This is a genomic window from Marinoscillum sp. MHG1-6 (genome assembly GCF_024714475.1).
Taxonomy (GTDB): Bacteria; Bacteroidota; Bacteroidia; order Cytophagales; family Cyclobacteriaceae; genus JAMZMI01.
In genome coordinates this window covers 687,188-706,400 of the sequence record NZ_JAMZMI010000002.1, presented here as the reverse complement: position 1 = coordinate 706,400, position 19,213 = coordinate 687,188, and the positions used below count along the sequence as shown (strand labels likewise).

The 19,213-nt window shown below is 41.3% G+C and carries 20 protein-coding genes and 1 tRNA gene; all 21 read left to right on the top strand.

Annotated elements, in window-relative coordinates; all coding sequences use genetic code 11:
* Positions 1-98 precede the first annotated feature (98 nt).
* The 21 genes from NXR94_RS06940 to rpsC all read left to right on the top strand — a co-directional run bounded on the left by NXR94_RS06940 (position 99) and on the right by rpsC (position 19,201).
* Positions 99-171 (top strand) — tRNA-Trp (locus tag NXR94_RS06940).
* A gap of 14 nt (positions 172-185) precedes the next feature.
* Positions 186-377 carry a preprotein translocase subunit SecE gene (gene secE / locus NXR94_RS06935; protein WP_258103874.1) on the top strand — a complete coding sequence of 64 codons (192 nt, stop codon included), beginning with the start codon at positions 186-188 and terminating at the stop codon, positions 375-377.
* A gap of 1 nt (position 378) precedes the next feature.
* The gene (gene nusG / locus NXR94_RS06930) at positions 379-945 is read left to right on the top strand and encodes a transcription termination/antitermination protein NusG (protein WP_258103873.1); all 567 of its coding nucleotides are present in this window, start codon (positions 379-381) and stop codon (positions 943-945) included.
* 4 nt (positions 946-949) lie between these two features.
* A complete protein-coding gene (gene rplK, locus NXR94_RS06925; RefSeq protein ID WP_258103872.1) occupies positions 950-1,390 on the top strand; it encodes a 50S ribosomal protein L11 in 441 nt (146 codons plus the stop codon).
* Between the two features lie 12 nt (positions 1,391-1,402).
* Positions 1,403-2,101 carry a 50S ribosomal protein L1 gene (gene rplA / locus NXR94_RS06920; protein WP_258103871.1) on the top strand — a complete coding sequence of 233 codons (699 nt, stop codon included), beginning with the start codon at positions 1,403-1,405 and terminating at the stop codon, positions 2,099-2,101.
* A 4-nt stretch (positions 2,102-2,105) separates the two neighbouring features.
* A complete protein-coding gene (gene rplJ, locus NXR94_RS06915) occupies positions 2,106-2,633 on the top strand; it encodes a 50S ribosomal protein L10 (protein ID WP_258103870.1) in 528 nt (175 codons plus the stop codon).
* Positions 2,634-2,664: 31 nt separating this feature from the next.
* A complete protein-coding gene (rplL, locus tag NXR94_RS06910) occupies positions 2,665-3,051 on the top strand; it encodes a 50S ribosomal protein L7/L12 (protein WP_258103869.1) in 387 nt (128 codons plus the stop codon).
* Positions 3,052-3,181: 130 nt separating this feature from the next.
* Entirely contained in the window at positions 3,182-7,051 is a 3,870-nt protein-coding gene (gene rpoB, locus NXR94_RS06905) for a DNA-directed RNA polymerase subunit beta (protein ID WP_258103868.1), read from the top strand.
* Between the two features lie 50 nt (positions 7,052-7,101).
* The gene (gene rpoC, locus NXR94_RS06900; protein ID WP_258103867.1) at positions 7,102-11,406 is read left to right on the top strand and encodes a DNA-directed RNA polymerase subunit beta'; all 4,305 of its coding nucleotides are present in this window, start codon (positions 7,102-7,104) and stop codon (positions 11,404-11,406) included.
* A 2-nt stretch (positions 11,407-11,408) separates the two neighbouring features.
* Complete coding sequence (locus tag NXR94_RS06895; protein WP_258103866.1) at positions 11,409-11,741, top strand: DUF3467 domain-containing protein; 333 nt, start codon at positions 11,409-11,411, stop codon at positions 11,739-11,741.
* A 110-nt stretch (positions 11,742-11,851) separates the two neighbouring features.
* Positions 11,852-12,232: a 30S ribosomal protein S12 gene (gene rpsL, locus NXR94_RS06890; RefSeq protein ID WP_258103865.1), complete on the top strand. Its 381-nt coding sequence runs from the start codon at positions 11,852-11,854 to the stop codon at positions 12,230-12,232.
* Positions 12,233-12,242: 10 nt separating this feature from the next.
* Complete coding sequence (rpsG, locus tag NXR94_RS06885; protein WP_258103864.1) at positions 12,243-12,710, top strand: 30S ribosomal protein S7; 468 nt, start codon at positions 12,243-12,245, stop codon at positions 12,708-12,710.
* Positions 12,711-12,722: 12 nt separating this feature from the next.
* Positions 12,723-14,831 carry an elongation factor G gene (gene fusA / locus NXR94_RS06880; protein WP_258103863.1) on the top strand — a complete coding sequence of 703 codons (2,109 nt, stop codon included), beginning with the start codon at positions 12,723-12,725 and terminating at the stop codon, positions 14,829-14,831.
* Positions 14,832-14,845: 14 nt separating this feature from the next.
* The gene (gene rpsJ / locus NXR94_RS06875) at positions 14,846-15,151 is read left to right on the top strand and encodes a 30S ribosomal protein S10 (RefSeq protein ID WP_258103862.1); all 306 of its coding nucleotides are present in this window, start codon (positions 14,846-14,848) and stop codon (positions 15,149-15,151) included.
* 166 nt (positions 15,152-15,317) lie between these two features.
* The gene (rplC, locus tag NXR94_RS06870) at positions 15,318-15,950 is read left to right on the top strand and encodes a 50S ribosomal protein L3 (RefSeq protein WP_258103861.1); all 633 of its coding nucleotides are present in this window, start codon (positions 15,318-15,320) and stop codon (positions 15,948-15,950) included.
* A 1-nt stretch (position 15,951) separates the two neighbouring features.
* Entirely contained in the window at positions 15,952-16,578 is a 627-nt protein-coding gene (rplD, locus tag NXR94_RS06865) for a 50S ribosomal protein L4 (protein WP_258103860.1), read from the top strand.
* 1 nt (position 16,579) lies between these two features.
* Positions 16,580-16,867, top strand: a complete 288-nt coding sequence (rplW, locus tag NXR94_RS06860) for a 50S ribosomal protein L23 (protein WP_258103859.1) — start codon at positions 16,580-16,582, stop codon at positions 16,865-16,867.
* 12 nt (positions 16,868-16,879) lie between these two features.
* Positions 16,880-17,701 carry a 50S ribosomal protein L2 gene (rplB, locus tag NXR94_RS06855; protein WP_258103858.1) on the top strand — a complete coding sequence of 274 codons (822 nt, stop codon included), beginning with the start codon at positions 16,880-16,882 and terminating at the stop codon, positions 17,699-17,701.
* The gene (rpsS, locus tag NXR94_RS06850) at positions 17,701-17,979 is read left to right on the top strand and encodes a 30S ribosomal protein S19 (RefSeq protein ID WP_258103857.1); all 279 of its coding nucleotides are present in this window, start codon (positions 17,701-17,703) and stop codon (positions 17,977-17,979) included. Before rplB ends, rpsS begins: the two co-directional genes overlap by 1 nt.
* Before the next feature lie 4 nt (positions 17,980-17,983).
* Entirely contained in the window at positions 17,984-18,457 is a 474-nt protein-coding gene (gene rplV / locus NXR94_RS06845) for a 50S ribosomal protein L22 (protein ID WP_258103856.1), read from the top strand.
* A 3-nt stretch (positions 18,458-18,460) separates the two neighbouring features.
* Positions 18,461-19,201 carry a 30S ribosomal protein S3 gene (gene rpsC, locus NXR94_RS06840; RefSeq protein ID WP_258103855.1) on the top strand — a complete coding sequence of 247 codons (741 nt, stop codon included), beginning with the start codon at positions 18,461-18,463 and terminating at the stop codon, positions 19,199-19,201.
* Positions 19,202-19,213 lie beyond the last annotated feature (12 nt).

Sequence of the window (19,213 nt, the reverse complement as noted above, 5' to 3'; positions counted from 1 at the left end):
ATCAATAAATAATGCGATCTAGATTTTATTTAGATCGCATTTGTTTATAAATACGAATTAATCTAACTTTGCAGTCCTTTTTGGGCTGCTAGTTTTTTACGGGTGTAGCTCAATTGGTAGAGTAGTGGTCTCCAAAACCATTGGTTGGGGGTTCGAGTCCCTCCTCCCGTGCTAGATAAATAACTATGGATAAGGTTATTACATTTTTTAAAGAAGGCTATGATGAGCTGGTACATAAAGTAACTTGGCCTAAGGTTTCTGAGTTGCAGAGTAGCAGTATTTTGGTGTTGGTAGCCTCTTTGATTTTCGCGCTAATGATTGGTGTTTTCGATCTTGGATTCGAGAATGCCATGAAATGGTTTTATAACGAATTCTAAGATGGGTGAGCTAAAGTGGTATGTGGTTCGTGCCGTTAGCGGCAAGGAGAAGAAAGTGAAGGAGGCGTTGGATTCTGAAATAGCCCGTCAGGGGCTGGAATCGGTGATTCCGCAGGTTCTAATTCCATCTGAAAAAGTTTATGAAATGCGTAATGGAAAGAAGCGGGTTCGTGAGCGAAACTTCTTTCCTGGTTATGTTCTCGTTCAGGCAGATTTTACGAACGGGGAAATACAGCATATGGTCACCAACAAGGAGTTGATACCTAACGTAATTGGTTTCCTGGGTGAAGGATCTACAAGTGCTTCCAAAGATCCGGTTCCTTTGAGACAAAGTGAGGTAAACAGAATTCTTGGTCGGGTTGACGAGGTTGAGGAGTATGAGGAGAAACTGGATACACCTTTTATTGTTGGAGAGTCTGTAAAAGTTATGGATGGTCCGTTCAGTGGGTTCACTGGTACAGTAGAAGAGGTATTCGAGGATAGAAAAAAGTTAAACGTAACAGTAAAAATATTCGGAAGGAATACCCCTGTAGAGTTGAATTACATACAGGTGGAAAAACAAGATTAATCAAATGGCAAAGGAGATTACAGGTTATTTGAAACTTCAGGTCAAAGGTGGTCAGGCCAATCCTTCACCACCCGTAGGTCCAGCGTTAGGTTCTAAAGGACTTAACATCATGGAGTTTTGTAAGCAGTTTAACGCCAGATCACAAGATAAAATGGGTCAGGTTTTGCCAGTGTTGGTAACAATCTACTCTGACAAGTCTTTTGATTTTGTTATTAAAACTCCTCCTGCGGCGGTTATGATCATGCAAGCAGCGAAGTTGAAGAAAGGTTCTTCAGAACCTAACCGAGTGAAAGTAGGATCTATCACGTGGGATCAGATTAAGGAAATTGCTGAGACTAAAATGCCTGATTTGAACGCATTCAAAGTTGAATCAGCGATGAGACAGGTTGCAGGAACAGCCAGAAGTATGGGGGTAAAGGTTTCAGGAAAAGCTCCTTGGGCTTAATTATTATCGATAATGGGAAAATTGACTAAAAACCAAAAGAAAGTAAAAGAGCTCCTGGATGTAAACATGGAATACTCTTTGGAGGATGCTGCGAAACTGGTAAAGGAAATCACTTTCACCAAGTTTGATGCATCTGTAGATGTTGACATTAGATTGGGTGTAGACCCAAGAAAAGCTGACCAAATGGTAAGAGGCGTTGTGGCGCTTCCTCATGGAGTTGGTAAAGATGTTAAAGTACTTGTGCTTTGTACTCCTGATAAAGAGGAGGAGGCAAAAGCTGCTGGTGCGGACTTTGTTGGTCTTGATGACTTTATTACAAAAATTGAAGGTGGTTGGACTGATATCGATGTGATTATCACCATGCCTACGGTTATGGCAAAAGTTGGTAGACTAGGTAGAGTTCTTGGACCAAGAGGTTTGATGCCTAATCCAAAATCAGGTACTGTGACTATGGAAGTAGGAAAAGCAGTGACTGAGGTTAAAGCTGGTAAAATCGACTTCAAAGTTGATAAAACCGGAATTATTCATACGAGCGTTGGTAAAGTGTCTTTTGACGTTGATAAGATCAGAGATAACATTACCGAAATGATACAAACTGTAGCGAAGTTGAAGCCATCTTCTGCAAAAGGAACGTACTTCAAATCGATCACTGTATCTAGCACTATGAGTAAAGGTATTTCAATTGATAAGAGTACAATAGCTGGAATATAAGATCATGACTAGAGAAGAAAAAGCACAAGTAATTGCTGATCTAACTGAGAAATTTCAGCAAACTGATCACTTCTATATTACTGATACATCTGGTTTGAGCGTGGCGGAGATCAATAACTTCCGTGCATCATGTTTCAAAAACGGTGTGGAATACAGGGTAGTAAAGAACACTTTAATTAAAAAGGCTCTAGAAAATCTAGAGACGGATTATTCTCAGATGGATGAGGCCCTGAAAGGAGTTTCAGGTATCATGTTCGTCAATGAGAATGCTAAAGTGCCTGCGCAGGTTATCAAGGATTACAGAAAAGCTGATCCAAAGGATAGACCTGCATTTAAAGCGGCTTCCATTGATTCAGATATATTTATCGGTGAGGAAAACTTAGAGCTATTAAGTAAGCTTAAGTCTAAGCAAGAACTTATCGGTGAAATCATCAACTTACTACAATCACCTGCGAAGAATGTTCTTGGTGCGCTATTAAGCGGAGAGCAGAAACTGGCTGGTATTGTAAAAACACTTTCAGAAAAAGAATAAGATTATTAACGAAATTAACTATTAAGTAAAAATGGCAGATCTAAAAGAATTCGCAGAACAACTTGTAAACCTATCTGTTAAAGAGGTAAACGAACTTGCTGCTATCCTTAAGGATGAGTACGGTATCGAGCCTGCTGCTGCTGGTGCAGTTATGGTAGCTGGTGGTGCTGCTGGTGGTGCTGATGGCGAAGGTGCAGCTGAAGAGAAATCAGCATTCGACGTAGTACTTAAATCAGCAGGTGCATCTAAACTTGCAGTTGTTAAGCTTGTAAAAGAATTAACTGGTCTTGGCTTGAAAGAAGCTAAAGAACTAGTAGATGGTGCTCCTGGTACTGTTAAAGAAGGAGTAGCTAAAGACGAGGCTGAGGCACTTAAGAAACAGCTTGAAGAAGCTGGTGCCGAGGTTGAGTTAAAATAATTGATTTTAAAACAGCTAAGGTAGGCCTGGCTCCCAATCCTGACTCAGTCTGGATCGGGAACAGGTCTTTTGCTGTTTGTGCACACTTCACATCGTTCTTGATTCTTTTTTGAACTAAAACATTAAAGCTTTGGCTATAACTAAATCGGAGAGAAAGAATTTCTCATCTATTAAATCAGTGATAGACTATCCTGATTTTCTAGACTTGCAACTAAAGTCCTTCCAGGACTTTTTCCAACTTGATACTCCTACAGATAAGCGAAACGATGAAGGCCTTTACAAGGTGTTCATGGAAAACTTCCCTATTTCCGATTCCCGGGATAATTTCGTTCTAGAATTTGTGGATTATACTGTAGATCCTCCGAAATACTCTGTTGATGAGAGTGTTGAAAGAGGTCTTACCTACTCCGTGCCTCTCAAGGCAAAACTTCGATTGCTTTGTAATGACGAAGAAAACGAAGATTTCGAAACTATAGAGCAGGAAGTTTTCTTAGGAAACATCCCTTACATGACCGCTAAAGGGTCATTCGTAATCAATGGAGCTGAACGAGTGATCGTTTCTCAGCTTCATAGATCTCCGGGGGTTTTCTTTGCCCAAAGCAAGCATACTAACGGGACTCTTCTTTATTCTGCAAGAATTATCCCATTCAAAGGATCATGGATAGAATTTGCGACAGACGTTAACAACGTGATGTACGCGTACATTGATCGTAAAAAGAAATTTCCAATCACGACGCTTTTAAGAGCTATTGGTTACGGATCGGATAAGCAGATCCTTGACTTATTTGGTCTTTCTGAAGAAGTTGAGGCTACTGATAAAGCATTGAAAGATGTAGTAGGTCGTCGATTGGCTGCAAGGGTACTTCGTACCTGGACAGAAGACTTTGTGGATGAAGATACCGGTGAGGTGGTATCTATCGACAGAAACGAGGTGATTCTTGAAAGAGATAGCATCATTTCTGAAGATGACATTGAAGTAATTAAAGAATCTGGATCAAAATCGATCATCCTTCATAGAAAGGATGTAAACGTTGCTGATTACAGTATCATTTATAATACCCTTCAAAAAGATAACTCAAACTCTGAAAAAGAGGCAGTTGAACAAATCTATCGTCAGTTAAGAAACACTGATGCTCCGGATGAGCAAACTGCAAGAGATATCATTCAAAATCTTTTCTTCTCTGATAAGAGATATGATCTTGGTGAAGTAGGTAGATATAGAATCAATAAGAAGTTAGGACTTGATCTTGGTTACGATCATAGAACGTTGACGACAGAGGATATCATCCTTATCGTGAAGTACCTGATCGGATTGATCAATAGTAGAGCGGTGGTTGATGATATTGACCACTTAAGTAATAGAAGGGTAAGAACAGTTGGTGAGCAACTTTATGCTCAGTTCGGTGTTGGTTTGGCTAGAATGGCAAGAACCATCCGTGAAAGAATGAACGTTCGCGATAATGAAGATTTTAAGCCTGTTGATTTGATCAACGCGCGTACACTTTCTTCAGTGATCAACTCATTCTTCGGAACCAACCAGCTTTCTCAGTTCATGGATCAAACTAATCCACTTGCTGAGGTGACTCACAAAAGAAGAATGTCAGCCTTAGGGCCAGGTGGTCTTTCGAGAGAAAGAGCTGGTTTTGAGGTTCGAGACGTTCACTACACGCACTACGGACGACTTTGTACGATTGAAACCCCGGAAGGACCAAACATCGGTTTGATTTCTTCTCTATGTGTTCACGCCAAAGTGAACCAAATGGGATTCATCGAAACTCCTTACAGAGTTGTTGACGAAGGTAAAGTGGACATGTCTGGAAATGTTCTTTACCTAACTGCTGAAGAAGAAGATACATTCAATATTGCTCAGGCCAATGCTCCTCTTGAGGACAATGGTAATTTCGTTAATGATAAAATCAAGGCAAGATTTGAAGGTGATTTCCCTGTAGTAGGACCTACTGAGGTGAAATACATGGACGTGGCACCAAACCAAATTGTATCGGTAGCGGCATCCATGATCCCATTCCTTGAGCATGATGATGCCAACCGTGCTTTGATGGGATCAAACATGCAGCGTCAGGCTGTGCCACTATTGAGGCCACAAGCTCCTATCGTAGGAACTGGTTTGGAGGCTCGTGTGGCGATCGATTCACGTGCTTTGGTAGTAGCTGAAGGATCAGGAGAGATTGAATACGTGGATTCTAAGAAGATCGTGGTTAAATATGATCGTACGGACGAAGAATTGCTAATTGCATTCGAAAGCCCGAGCGTGACTTATGATCTGATCAAATTCAGAAGGACAAATCAGGATACTTGTATCAACCTTAAGCCGATTGTTTTCAAAGGGCAGAAGGTACAGAAAGGGCAGCCATTGTGCGAAGGATTCGCTACTGAAAACGGTGAATTGGCACTTGGCAGAAACCTTCGAGTGGCCTACATGCCTTGGCAAGGGTACAACTTTGAGGATGCGATTGTCATCTCTGAAAAAGTTGTTCGTGATGACATCTTTACTTCTATCCACATCGATGAGTATGAATTGGAAGTAAGGGATACCAAGCGAGGTGAAGAAGAATTGACTTCTGAGATTCCGAACGTAAGTGAGGAAGCTGTTAAAAACCTTGATGAAAATGGTATCATCCGAATAGGTGCTGAAATTAAAGAAGGTGACATTCTGATTGGTAAGATTACTCCTAAAGGTGAAACTGATCCAACTCCAGAAGAAAAACTTCTAAGAGCCATCTTTGGTGATAAGGCTGGTGATGTAAAGGATGCTTCATTGAAAGCTTCGCCTTCATTAAGAGGTGTTGTAATCGATACGAAATTGTTCTCAAGACCTAAGAAGGACAAAGACCTTAGAGCAAGAAACAAGAAGGAAGTTGAAGCACTTAAAGCTAAATACAGCAAAGATCTTACTGATGTAAGAAATCAGATGATCGATAAATTGGCAGAGCTTCTTGAAGGAAAAACAAGTACTGGCATCAAGCACAAGTTTGGTGATGAAGTAATGTCAAAAGGATCCAAATTCAGCAAAAAGAATATTGAGGCCAATTTATTCCCTGCGAAAAACATCTACAGGGATGAAAGTAACTACAATGTTCCGGAAGAGGCGAATTTGGTTTCTGACTTGATGATAGAAAACTGGACCAGCGATGAAGCAACAAATGATTTGATCTTCAAACTGGTTAAAAACTATATCAATAAGAGAAATGAAATCTCTGGTCTGTTCAAGAGAGAAAGATTCACTCTTGAAGTAGGTGATGAGTTGCCTGCAGGTATTGTTCAACTTGCTAAAGTTTATGTTGCTAAGAAGCGTAAACTAAAGGTTGGTGATAAGATGGCAGGTCGTCACGGTAACAAAGGTGTTGTTGCCAAGATTGTAAGAGAAGAGGATATGCCGTTCATGGAGGATGGAACACCAATGGATATCGTATTGAATCCACTGGGTGTACCTTCAAGGATGAACATTGGTCAGATTTACGAGACTGTTTTGGCATGGGCCGGTCTGGAATTGGGTAAAAAATATGCTACTCCAATCTTTGATGGTGCAACAGAAGAGGAAGTTCAGGCGGAATTGGCGGAAGCAGGTCTTCCATCATTTGGTAGAACGTTCCTATTCGATGGCCTTACAGGTCAGCGTTTCGATCAGCCGGTTACCGTAGGTGTAGCATATATGCTGAAACTAGGTCACCTGGTAGACGATAAGATGCACGCAAGGAGTATCGGACCTTACTCACTTATTACTCAACAGCCGCTTGGTGGTAAAGCACAATTTGGTGGACAGAGATTCGGTGAGATGGAGGTTTGGGCACTTGAAGCATTTGGTGCGGCCAACGTCCTTCAGGAAATATTAACGATTAAGTCGGATGACGTAATCGGTAGAGCGAAAGCATATGAGGCCATTGTAAAAGGTGAGAATATGCATAAGCCGAATATTCCTGAATCGTTCAATGTATTGGTTCACGAGCTACGTGGACTGGCACTTGAAATCACTCTTGACTAATTTTTTGAAATAATCCCCCGAGAGGGGGAAACTCTATAGATCATTTAATTATGGCATTCAGAAAAAATAAAAAACTCAACAATGACTTCTCTAAAGTGACCATCAGTTTGGCTTCACCAGAGTCTATTCTGGAGAGTTCACACGGGGAGGTTACTCAGCCTGAGACCATTAACTATCGTACATACAAGCCTGAAATGGGTGGTTTGTTTTGCGAAAGGATTTTTGGTCCTGTTAAGGACTGGGAGTGTCATTGTGGAAAATATAAAAGAATCAGATACAAAGGCATCATCTGCGATAGATGTGGTGTTGAAGTAACTGAGAAGAAAGTAAGAAGAGAGAGAATGGGGCACATCGAATTGGTGGTTCCTGTTGCTCACATCTGGTACTTCAGATCTCTTCCTAACAAAATCGGATACCTACTTGGTCTTCCTACTAAGAAGTTAGATCAAATCATCTATTATGAAAGATACGTGGTTATTCAAGCAGGTATCAAGGAAGAAGAAGGAATAAGTCAGCTAGACTTCCTTACAGAGGAAGAATACCTGGATATTCTGGATAAACTTCCGCGTGAGAACCAAATGCTTGACGATGAAGACCCTCAGAAATTCATCGCTAAGATGGGTGCTGAGGCATTGGAAATGCTTCTTTCAAGAACTAAGCTGGACGAGCTTTCATACGATCTTCGTCACCAGGCTGCTACCGATACTTCTCAGCAAAGAAAGGCAGAAGCGCTTAAGAGATTGAGAGTAGTAGAAGCATTCAGAGATGCCAAAACACGCATCGAAAACAAACCAGAATGGATGGTTATCAAAATGGTGCCGGTTATTCCACCGGAATTGAGACCATTGGTGCCTTTGGATGGTGGTCGATTTGCTACTTCAGATTTGAATGATCTTTACAGACGTGTGATCATCAGAAATAACCGTCTAAAAAGACTGATCGATATTAAAGCTCCGGAAGTGATCCTTCGAAATGAGAAAAGGATGCTTCAGGAAGCGGTTGACTCTTTGTTCGATAACTCAAGAAAAGTTAACGCAGTAAGATCAGATGGTAACAGAGCTTTGAAATCGTTAAGTGATATGCTTAAAGGTAAGCAAGGGCGTTTCCGTCAAAACTTGCTTGGTAAGAGGGTTGACTACTCTGGTCGTTCAGTAATTGTTGTTGGACCTGAGCTGAAAATGCACGAATGTGGTCTTCCGAAGGATATGGCTGCTGAGCTTTTCAAACCATTTGTGATCAGAAAGTTGATTGAAAGAGGTATTGTTAAGACAGTAAAGTCAGCTAAGAAGATCGTTGATAGAAAAGATCCGGTTGTTTGGGATATCCTTGAAAACGTATTGAAAGGACACCCTGTACTACTTAACCGTGCTCCAACGCTTCACAGATTGGGTATCCAGGCCTTCCAGCCAAAACTAATCGAAGGTAAAGCGATCCAGTTGCACCCACTAGTATGTACAGCATTCAACGCCGACTTTGACGGTGACCAAATGGCGGTACACGTACCTCTGGGTCATGAGGCAATTTTGGAAGCTTCATTATTGATGCTTTCCACTCACAATATCTTGAACCCCGCGAACGGTGCTCCTATTGCGGTACCATCTCAGGATATGGTATTGGGACTATATTATATAACTAAAGGAAGAAGACATACCGAAGAGAAGCCAGTACCAGGTGAGGGTATGACTTTTTACAATGCTGAAGAGGTTATCATTGCTATCAATGAGGGCAAACTTTCACAGCATGCATATATCAAGGTAAGAACTCAGGTAAGAAACGAGCAAGGTGAGCTTGATACGAAAGTGATCGAGACGGTTGCTGGTAGAGTGTTGTTCAACCAACATGTTCCGGAAGAAGTTGGGTTCGTGGATGAACTTTTGACTAAGAAAAAGCTTCAGAAGATCATTTCTCACGTGTTCAAGATTTCAGGAATGGCGCGAACGGCACACTTCCTTGATGATATCAAGGAACTTGGTTTCCAAATGGCCTACAAAGGAGGTCTTTCAATGGGACTTGATAACATTCAGATCCCTGAAGAGAAAGAAGGACTTGTTGCACAGGCGAAAGAAGAGGTTGATGCTGTTTGGAACAACTACCTGATGGGTCTGATCACGGATAATGAGCGTTACAACCAAGTGATTGATATCTGGACAAGAACGAATACATTATTGACCAACACGCTAATGAAGCAGTTGGAAGAAGATGATCAGGGATTCAACTCCATCTATATGATGATGCACTCAGGTGCAAGGGGATCAAGAGAGCAGATTCGTCAGCTTGGTGGAATGAGAGGATTGATGGCGAAGCCTCAGAAAAATCTTCAGGGCTCTGTGGGTGAGATCATCGAAAACCCGATCCTTTCAAACTTCAAAGAAGGTTTGGATGTAATCGAGTATTTCATCTCAACACACGGTGCACGTAAAGGTCTTGCGGATACAGCCTTGAAAACGGCCGATGCTGGTTACCTAACTCGTCGTTTGGTGGACGTAGCACAGGACATGGTTGTGAACGAGGAAGATTGCGGAACACTAAGAGGTCTTTCTGTACAGGCACTTAAAGATAACGAAGAGGTTGTTGAAGCACTTTCTGAAAGAATCCTTGGTAGAGTTTCTGTCCATGACATCTACGATCCAATTTCAGATGAATTGATCATCGAGTCAGGCGTAGAAATCACGGAAGAGATCGCAGAGAAGATCGAAGCAACAGCTATCGATGAGGTGGAGATAAGATCAGTATTGACTTGTGAATCAAGAAGAGGTATCTGTGCGAAATGTTACGGCCGTAACCTTGCTACTGGTAGAATGTCTACCATTGGTGAGTCAGTTGGGGTAATTGCGGCCCAGTCTATCGGTGAGCCTGGTACTCAGTTGACGTTGAGAACCTTCCACGTTGGTGGTACGGCTTCTAACATCGCTGTTGATGCAAACATCAAGGCCAAATTTGATGGAACACTTGAGTATGATGAACTAAGAACGGTTGATTCTACTGATGAGGATGGTAACAAAGTCAAAGTAGTAATGGGACGTTCTGGTGAGATCAGGATTATTGATAAGAAAAAAGATAGAGTATTGATCAGCAACCACGTGCCTTACGGTGCTATCCTTAAGGTAAATGATGGTGATCAGGTTACTTCTGGACAAGAGCTTTGCTACTGGGATCCGTATAATGCGGTTATCGTAGCTGAGTTTGAAGGAAAAGCAGAATTTGACTCTATCATCGAGGGTATTACTTTTAAAGAAGAATCTGATGAGCAAACAGGTCACAGAGAGAAAGTAATCATCGAGACAAAGGATAAAACCAAAAACCCTGCTGTAGTGGTAGCCGGTAAGGATGACTCCAAAGGATATAACATTCCAGTTGGTGCTCACCTTGCAGTGTCAGAAGGTGATAAGATCAAACCAGGTCAGGTTTTGGCTAAGATCCCAAGAAGAACTGGTAAGTCCAGAGATATCACAGGGGGTCTTCCAAGAGTTACCGAGTTGTTCGAGGCTAGAAATCCTTCGAATCCTGCAGTAGTTACTGAAATCGACGGTGTGGTTACATACGGTGGAATTAAGAGAGGTAACAGAGAGATCTTCATCGAATCAAAAGATGGTGTGAAGAAAAGATACCTTGTTCCGTTGTCTAAGCACATCCTTGTTCAGGATAATGACTTTATCAAAGCTGGTGAGTCACTATCTGATGGAGCGACAACTCCTGCAGATATCTTGAAAATTCAAGGACCTACTGCAGTTCAGGAATACTTGGTGAACGAGATTCAGGAGGTATACCGACTACAAGGTGTGAAGATCAATGATAAGCACATCGAAGTAATCGTTCGTCAGATGATGCAAAAGGTAATCATCATCGATGCTGGTGATACCAGCTTCCTTACTAATCAAACTGTTGACAGGTTTGCATTTATGGAGGAGAACGATGAGATCCTTGACAAGAAGGTAGTTACTGATCCGGGAGATTCTGAATCCCTTAAGGCTGGACAGATCATTACGACTAGAAAACTTCGTGATGAGAACTCTAACCTGAAGCGAAGAGACTTGAAATTGGTTGAAGTGAGAAGTGCAGATCCTGCCGTATCACAGCCGATTCTTCAGGGTATTACTCAGGCTTCATTGGGTACAGAGAGCTGGGTGTCTGCGGCATCATTCCAGGAAACCACCAAAGTATTGAGTGAAGCTTCGATTCGTGGAAAGGCTGACGGCCTGAATGGATTGAAAGAAAACGTAATCGTTGGACACTTGATTCCTGCTGGTACTGGTATCAGAGCTTTCCAGAACCAAATTGTTACTTCCGACGAGGAGTTCGAAAATTTGGTAACTGCAAGAGAGGAATTCGAGAAGAGTAAAGAATACGAATCCTAATAATGGATAACAAGGACGATAAAAAGGACCAAAAGGCGGCGAATCAGATAAACATCGAGTTATCTGAGGAGACCGCCGAAGGTGTTTACGCTAATTTGGCCATGATCGCTCACAGTAGTAGTGAGTTTGTGATTGACTTCATTAGAATGATGCCGGGTGTTCCAAAGGCCAAAGTGAAATCACGAATTGTTATTACTCCTGAGCATGCAAAGCGCCTGCTTTTAGCTCTGGAGGACAATATCAAAAAATTCGAGAGCACTTTCGGAGAGATCAAAGCTGTTGAGGGTGCCCCAAAATTCCCAATGAATTTCGGTGGTACGGTAGGAGAAGCTTAAAATTCACATATATTTTGTTTTTAAGCATTGTGATTTAAAAATCAATATCTCTATCTTTGCGTCCCTGAAATTGTCAGGACTGTATTTAGTAAATAAGAAATAAGTATATAATGCCAACTATTCAACAATTAGTAAGAAAAGGCAGAACGAAGTTAACTTCAAAATCCAAGTCACCGGCTTTGGATTCTTGTCCTCAAAGAAGAGGTGTATGTACAAGGGTATATACCACCACTCCTAAGAAACCTAACTCTGCCATGAGAAAAGTAGCAAGGGTAAGGTTAACAAATGGAAAAGAGGTTAACGCTTATATTCCAGGAGAGGGTCATAACCTTCAGGAACACTCTATTGTCCTAATCAGAGGTGGTAGGGTAAAGGACCTTCCGGGTGTGAGATATCACATCATCCGTGGGGCTCTGGATACTGCTGGTGTAAACGGTAGACTTCAGAGAAGATCTAAATACGGAGCGAAAAGACCAAAAGATAAAAAGTAATATCTAAGAGATGAGAAAAGCGAAACCAAAGAAAAGGTACATCTTACCTGATCCTATTTATAAGGATACTTTAGTTACCAAGTTCGTAAACAACCTAATGCTACGTGGCAAAAAGAGTGTTGCTTACGGAATATTCTATGATGCTATCAAATTGGTAGAATCTAAGACTAGCGAAAACGGTCTTGAGACATGGAAAACTGCTCTTAGCAATATTGCCCCTTCAGTAGAGGTTAAAAGTAGAAGAGTTGGTGGTGCTACTTTCCAGGTTCCTGTGGAAGTAAGACCAGAAAGGAAAATGTCTTTGGGTATCAAGTGGATGATCAAATACGCCAGATTGAGAGGAGAGAAGACAATGATGGAGAGATTGGCAGCTGAAATTATTGCAGCGTCAAAAGGCGAAGGTGCATCTGTGAAGAAGAAAGATGATACTCACAGAATGGCTGAGGCGAACAAAGCATTTTCTCACTTTAGATTCTAATGAAGACTCAAGATGGCAAGAGACTTAAAACTTACTAGAAATATTGGTATCGCTGCCCACATCGATGCGGGAAAGACTACGACTACTGAGCGTATTCTTTACTACACAGGGGTTAGCCATAAGATAGGTGAGGTTCATGATGGTGCAGCCACTATGGACTGGATGGAGCAAGAGCAGGAGAGAGGTATTACTATTACTTCTGCAGCGACTACCGTATTCTGGAACTACAAAGGAGAGAAATATCACATCAACATCATCGATACTCCGGGACACGTTGACTTCACTGTTGAAGTAAACAGATCTCTTCGTGTATTGGATGGTTTGGTTTTCTTGTTTAGTGCGGTTGATGGTGTTGAGCCTCAGTCAGAAACTAACTGGAGACTTGCTGACAACTATAAAGTAGCTCGTATTGGTTTCGTTAACAAAATGGACCGTGCCGGAGCTGACTTCTTGAAGGTTTGTAAGCAAGTAAAAGATATGCTTGGAACTAAAGCAGTTCCACTTCAGCTTCCAATCGGTGCTGAAGAAACATTCAGAGGTGTTGTTGACCTTGTTATTAATAAGGCATATATCTGGAATGAGGAAGATATGGGAATGACTTACGAGGAGATTCCTATTCCTGAAGATATGGCTGATGACGTAGCGACATACAGAGAGCATCTTCTTGAATCAGTGGCAGAATATGATGAGGGTTTGATGGAGAAATACTTCGAAGATCCTGAGTCTATTTCTCGTGATGAAATTATCGCTGCTCTTAGAGCTGCGACTATCGACCTTGCATTTGTTCCTATGACATGCGGTTCTGCATTCAAGAACAAAGGAGTTCAGTCAATGTTGGATTATGTGATGGAATTGCTTCCTTCACCACTTGATAGAGATAGCATTAAAGGTACTAACCCGGATACGGAAGAGACTATCTATCGTAAGCCTAGTACTGAAGAGCCGTTTGCGGCACTAGCCTTTAAGATTGCTACTGACCCGTTTGTTGGTAGACTTTGTTTTGCTAGATCGTATTCTGGTATGTTGGATTCTGGTTCTTATGTGTACAACACTCGAACAGGTAAGAAAGAACGTATTTCCAGAATTTTCCAAATGCACGCTAATAAGCAAAACCAAATTGACAAGTTTCATGCTGGTGATATCGCAGCGGTAGTTGGATTTAAGGACATCAAAACAGGCGATACACTATGTGACGAGAAATCGAAAATCGTTCTCGAGTCAATGGTATTCCCTGATCCGGTTATTGGATATGCAATTGAGCCTAAAACTCAGGCTGATGTTGATAAGCTTGGTGTGGCTATCGGTAAGTTGGTTGAAGAAGACCCAACCTTGCAGGTAGAAACGAACCATGAAACTGGCCAGACGATCCTAAGAGGTATGGGTGAGCTTCACCTGGATATCATTATCGACCGTTTGAAGAGAGAGTTCAAGGTTGAGATCAATCAGGGTGCTCCTCAGGTGGCTTACAAAGAAGCTATCCAGGGTAACATTGAGCATAAAGAAGTTTATAAGAAACAAACTGGTGGTCGTGGTAAGTTCGCGGATATCGTATTCGAAATGAGCCCGACTGATGAAGAGTTTGAAGGAAAGACTGGTCTTCAGTTTGTTAACAATATTGTTGGTGGTGTGATTCCTAAGGAATTCATCCCTGCGATTGAGAAAGGTTTCAAGGAGGCTATGAGAAATGGTCCACTTGCAGGTTATCCGGTGGATAATATCAAAGTGAGATTGTTCCACGGTTCATTCCACGATGTTGACTCTGATGCGCTTTCTTTCGAATTAGCTGCGAAGATAGGTTTCAAAGAGGCTGCTAAAAAGGCGTCTCCGGCATTGCTAGAGCCAATAATGGCAGTGGAAGTTGTGACTCCGGACGAGTATACAGGTTCTATTACTGGTGATATGAACAAGAGAAGAGGTATCATGAAAGGTATGGATACCAGAGGAACTTCTGCAGTAATTAAAGCGGATGTACCTCTTTCAGAACTTTTCGGATATGTTACTGACCTAAGAACTATGAGTTCTGGTAGAGCAACAGCTAACTTGACGTTCTCTCACTACGATCAGGTTCCTAAGAACATTGCTGATACGGTTATTGCTGAAGTAAACGGCGCGAAAGCCTAAACGATATTTGAATCATGAATCAGAAAATTAGAATTAAACTAAGATCTTACGACCATAATTTGGTTGACAAGTCTTCTGAGAAGATTGTAAGAGCGGTGAAAACTACTGGAGCTGTAGTTAGTGGTCCTATTCCACTTCCAACAGTTAAGGAAAAGTTTACTGTATTGAAGTCTCCTCACGTAAACAAAAAAGCTCGTGAGCAATTCCAGCTTTGCACTTACAAGAGACTTGTGGATATCTACTCAAACAGTGCAAAAACTGTTGATGCTTTGATGAAGCTTGAGCTTCCTAGCGGGGTAGATGTAGAGATCAAGGTATAGTATTTAGAGACCTTTTAGGGAGAACCAATAACCGATGGGTTATTGGTTCTTTTTTTGCGTCAAAATTTGATGCAAATCTTTTGATGAGAAAGTGGAATTGCTATCTTTGCAGTCCTTTTCACGAAAAGTTTATTCGGAAACGGAGAAATTATAATTATTAAGCAAAATGCCTGGTATAATCGGTAGAAAATTAGGGATGACAAGCCTCTACGACGAGAGCGGTAAAAGTATCGCCTGTACGCTTGTTCAAGCTGGTCCTTGTGTAGTAACTCAAGTGAAAAATGAAGAAACTGACGGTTACCGTGCAGTTCAGTTGGCTTATGGAGAGAGAAAGGAGAAGAATACTCCTAAGGCGCTTAAAGGGCACTTTGCCAAAGCCAAAACTTCTCCTAAGAGTAAATTGGTTGAGTTCAGGGATTTCCGTGCTGAGTTTGAAGATAAAGTACAGCTTGGTAATACTATAACAACACAGGATGTATTTGTTGAGGGAGACTTCCTTGACGCAATTGGTACCTCTAAAGGTAAAGGTTTCCAGGGTGTTGTTAAAAGACATGGATTTGGTGGAGTAGGTCAGTCTACTCACGGTCAGCACAACAGACTAAGAGCACCAGGTTCGATTGGTGCGTGTTCTTTCCCATCAAGAGTTTTCAAAGGTCTGAAAATGGCTGGAAGAACTGGTGGAGATAGAGTGAAGGTTTTGAACCTTAAGGTGATGAAAATCTATCCTGAAAAGAATTTGGTACTTGTAAGTGGTTCTATCCCTGGAGCTAAAAACTCTTACGTAATCCTAGAGAAATAAGATGAAACTTTCAGTTTTAAATATAAAAGGAGAAGATACTGGACGTGAGGTAAGCCTCGACAAAAGTGTATTTGGTATTGAGCCAAGTGAGCACGCAGTATACTTGGAAGTGAAGCAATACCTTGCTAACCAAAGACAAGGTACTCACAAGACTAAAACCAGAAACGAAATTGTTGGTTCAACTAAAAAGTTGAAAAAGCAAAAGGGAACTGGTACTGCAAGAGCTGGTAGCATTAAGTCTCCTGTTTTCAGAGGTGGAGGTACTGTATTCGGCCCTACTCCTAGAGACTATAGCTTCAAGTTGAACAAGAAGCTTAAGCAATTGGCTAAAAAGTCTGCTTTGTCGGCTAAAGCCAAAGAAAAGAAAATCAAAGTATTAGAAGACTTCAGTCTTGATGCTCCTAAAACAAAGGAGTTTGTTTCTATACTTAAGAATCTTCAGTCTGATTCTGTGAAGTCTTTGATAATACTTGGAAATGGAAATGACAATGTATTCTTGTCTTCAAGAAACATTAAGAATATAAAGGTATCTCCTTTAGATGGTATCAGCACTTACGATTTAGTAAATGCTCAGCAGCTTATTTTGATGGAGAGCTCTATTGATGTAATCAAAAACACTTTGAACTAAAATGGGAGTATTAATTAAGCCTTTGGTTACTGAAAAAGTTTCTGCGATGAACGAAAGCGGTAAATACGGTTTCGAAGTGAGTAGAGATGCTAATAAAGTTCAGATTAAAGCTGAAGTAGAAAAAACATACGGTGTTACTGTAGAGAGTGTAAACACCATGGTGCAGGCGGGTAAGAGCAAATCAAGATACACCAAGTCTGGTGTGATTGAAGGTAGAAAGCCTGCGGTAAAGAAAGCGATCGTAAAGGTGGCTGAGGGAGATATCATTGATTTTTATAGCGGAATATAAATAGACAGATAGATGGCTGTTAAGAAACTTAGACCCGTTACACCTGGACAGAGATTTAGAGTAGCTCCGGTATTTGATAATATCACAAAGACTACTCCTGAGAAATCTTTGCTTACTTCAAAGAAAAGAGGTGGCGGCCGTAATAATAGTGGTAGAATGACCATCAGAAATGTTGGTGGTGGCCACAAGCAAATGTTAAGAGATGTTGACTTTAAGAGAGATAAGCACAACATCCCTGCAACAGTAAAGGCAATTGAGTATGATCCATCAAGATCGGCACGTATCGCATTGTTGTTCTATGCAGATGGTGAGAAAAGATACATCATTGCCCCTGCTGGGATTAAAGTTGATGACAAGATCGTTTCTGGTCCTGGCATTGCTCCTGAAGTAGGTAACTGTCTATTGCTTTCTGAAATTCCGCTTGGTACAATTATTCACGCGATTGAATTGAAACCAGGAAAGGGTGCTGCTATGGCCAGAAGCGCAGGATCTTATGCTCAATTGGTTGCGAGAGAAGGTAAGTATTCTACTATTAAACTTCCTTCTGGTGAAGTGAGAATGGTATTGAACACTTGCTACGCTACGGTAGGAACTGTATCTAACAGTGACCACATGATCGAGCGAATGGGTAAGGCCGGTAGAAACAGATGGAAGGGTAGAAGACCAAGAGTTAGAGGTGTAGCTATGAACCCGGTTGATCACCCAATGGGTGGTGGTGAAGGTAGATCTTCAGGTGGACACCCTAGATCTAGAAATGGTAAGTACGCTAAAGGTGGAAAAACCAGAAAGCCGAATAAATATTCAGATAAGCTGATAGTAACTAAGAGAAAATAATGGCAAGATCACTTAAAAAAGGACCTTATATTGATTTCCGACTTGAGAAGAAGGTTGACGTGATGAACGAGTCTGGAAAGAAGTCAGTGATTAAGACATGGTCAAGAAGATCTATGATCTCTCCGGATTTTGTAGGTCACACATTTGCTGTCCACAATGGAAATAAATTCATCCCTGTTTTCGTAACTGAAAACATGGTTGGACACAAGCTTGGAGAATTTGCTCCAACAAGAAACTTCAGAGGTCATATTGCTAAGAAAGATAAAGGCAAAAGATAATTAGATGGAAGCTGCAGAAAAGAAACTGAAAAAGTCTGTCAAAATCAGACTTCAGAAAGAAGCCGCGAAAAAGCATAAAGAAGAGAACCAGGGAAAACTTGGTCCTGTTACTTCTTCGCTTAGAAACATCCCTACCTCTCCTCGTAAGATGAGATTGGTGGCTGATATGATTCGTGGTCTACGCGTTAATGTTGCCTTGAATGTGCTTCGTTTTGATGCTAAGCATTCATCTAAAGCAATTGAGAAATTATTACTAACTGCTATTGCAGATTGGCAGGCGAAGAACGAGGATGTGAACATCGAGGACGCTGATCTGGTAGTTAGTGAAATCTTCGTAGATGGAGGTAAAATCCTTAAGAGATTGAGACCTGCCCCTCAGGGAAGAGCTCACAGAATTAGAAAACGTTCAAACCACGTTACGCTTTCTGTAGCAGACATGAGTGAAATGAGTGTACAAGCTGACAATAAAGAAAATTAATAAATGGGACAGAAGGTAAATCCAGTAGGTCTTAGACTTGGAATCGTTAAAGGTTGGGATTCAGCCTGGTTTGGTGGAAAAAACTTCTCTGATAAAATCGTTGAAGATCACAAAATCAGAAAATACATCGATGTACGTATCCCAAAAGGAGGTATTTCTAAAGTTGTCATCGAGAGAACACTTAAAAGAATCACATTGACTATTCACACTGCTCGTCCGGGTGTTGTGATTGGTAAAGGAGGTTCTGAAGTAGATAAAATCAAAGAAGAGCTCAAGAAACTAACTGGCAAAGATATTCAGATCAACATCTTCGAAGTGAAGAGGCCTGAAATTGATGCAAAATTGGTTGGTGAATCTATCGCTCAACAGCTTGAGGCTCGTATCGCTTTCAGAAGAGCAATGAAGCAAGCAATTGCTAGTGCAATGAGAGTTGGAGCTCAAGGTATTAAGGTTAAAGTAAGCGGACGTCTTGGTGGTGCTGAGATGGCAAGAAGTGAGCAGTACAAAGAAGGTAGAATTCCTCTACATACTTTGAGAGCTGATATCGATTATGCTATCACAGAAGCGCACACTGTATATGGTAAGATCGGTATCAAAGTATGGATCTTCAAAGGTGAAGTGTTCGGAAAGAGAGATCTTTCTCCTAATGTTGGATTGACTTCTAATGCTCCTGGTGGAGCACCTAAGAGAAGAAGACCTGCAGGTGGTGGTGAAGGTCCAAAGAGAAGAAGAGACCGTAAGTAATCCTTTTAAAAG

What these genes read in the sequence shown, in the direction of transcription:
- rpoC (WP_258103867.1), top strand. Translation starts at nt 7,102, where the DNA reads ATGGCATTCAGAAAAAATAAAAAACTCAACAATGACTTCTCTAAAGTG.
- rplV (WP_258103856.1), top strand. Translation starts at nt 17,984, where the DNA reads ATGGAAGCTGCAGAAAAGAAACTGAAAAAGTCTGTCAAAATCAGACTT.
- secE (WP_258103874.1), top strand. Translation starts at nt 186, where the DNA reads ATGGATAAGGTTATTACATTTTTTAAAGAAGGCTATGATGAGCTGGTA.
- rplJ (WP_258103870.1), top strand. Translation starts at nt 2,106, where the DNA reads ATGACTAGAGAAGAAAAAGCACAAGTAATTGCTGATCTAACTGAGAAA.
- rplD (WP_258103860.1), top strand. Translation starts at nt 15,952, where the DNA reads ATGAAACTTTCAGTTTTAAATATAAAAGGAGAAGATACTGGACGTGAG.
- rplL (WP_258103869.1), top strand. Translation starts at nt 2,665, where the DNA reads ATGGCAGATCTAAAAGAATTCGCAGAACAACTTGTAAACCTATCTGTT.
- NXR94_RS06895 (WP_258103866.1), top strand. Translation starts at nt 11,409, where the DNA reads ATGGATAACAAGGACGATAAAAAGGACCAAAAGGCGGCGAATCAGATA.
- rplK (WP_258103872.1), top strand. Translation starts at nt 950, where the DNA reads ATGGCAAAGGAGATTACAGGTTATTTGAAACTTCAGGTCAAAGGTGGT.
- rplA (WP_258103871.1), top strand. Translation starts at nt 1,403, where the DNA reads ATGGGAAAATTGACTAAAAACCAAAAGAAAGTAAAAGAGCTCCTGGAT.
- rpsC (WP_258103855.1), top strand. Translation starts at nt 18,461, where the DNA reads ATGGGACAGAAGGTAAATCCAGTAGGTCTTAGACTTGGAATCGTTAAA.
- rpsS (WP_258103857.1), top strand. Translation starts at nt 17,701, where the DNA reads ATGGCAAGATCACTTAAAAAAGGACCTTATATTGATTTCCGACTTGAG.
- rplW (WP_258103859.1), top strand. Translation starts at nt 16,580, where the DNA reads ATGGGAGTATTAATTAAGCCTTTGGTTACTGAAAAAGTTTCTGCGATG.
- nusG (WP_258103873.1), top strand. Translation starts at nt 379, where the DNA reads ATGGGTGAGCTAAAGTGGTATGTGGTTCGTGCCGTTAGCGGCAAGGAG.
- fusA (WP_258103863.1), top strand. Translation starts at nt 12,723, where the DNA reads ATGGCAAGAGACTTAAAACTTACTAGAAATATTGGTATCGCTGCCCAC.
- rplB (WP_258103858.1), top strand. Translation starts at nt 16,880, where the DNA reads ATGGCTGTTAAGAAACTTAGACCCGTTACACCTGGACAGAGATTTAGA.
- rplC (WP_258103861.1), top strand. Translation starts at nt 15,318, where the DNA reads ATGCCTGGTATAATCGGTAGAAAATTAGGGATGACAAGCCTCTACGAC.
- rpsJ (WP_258103862.1), top strand. Translation starts at nt 14,846, where the DNA reads ATGAATCAGAAAATTAGAATTAAACTAAGATCTTACGACCATAATTTG.
- rpsG (WP_258103864.1), top strand. Translation starts at nt 12,243, where the DNA reads ATGAGAAAAGCGAAACCAAAGAAAAGGTACATCTTACCTGATCCTATT.
- rpsL (WP_258103865.1), top strand. Translation starts at nt 11,852, where the DNA reads ATGCCAACTATTCAACAATTAGTAAGAAAAGGCAGAACGAAGTTAACT.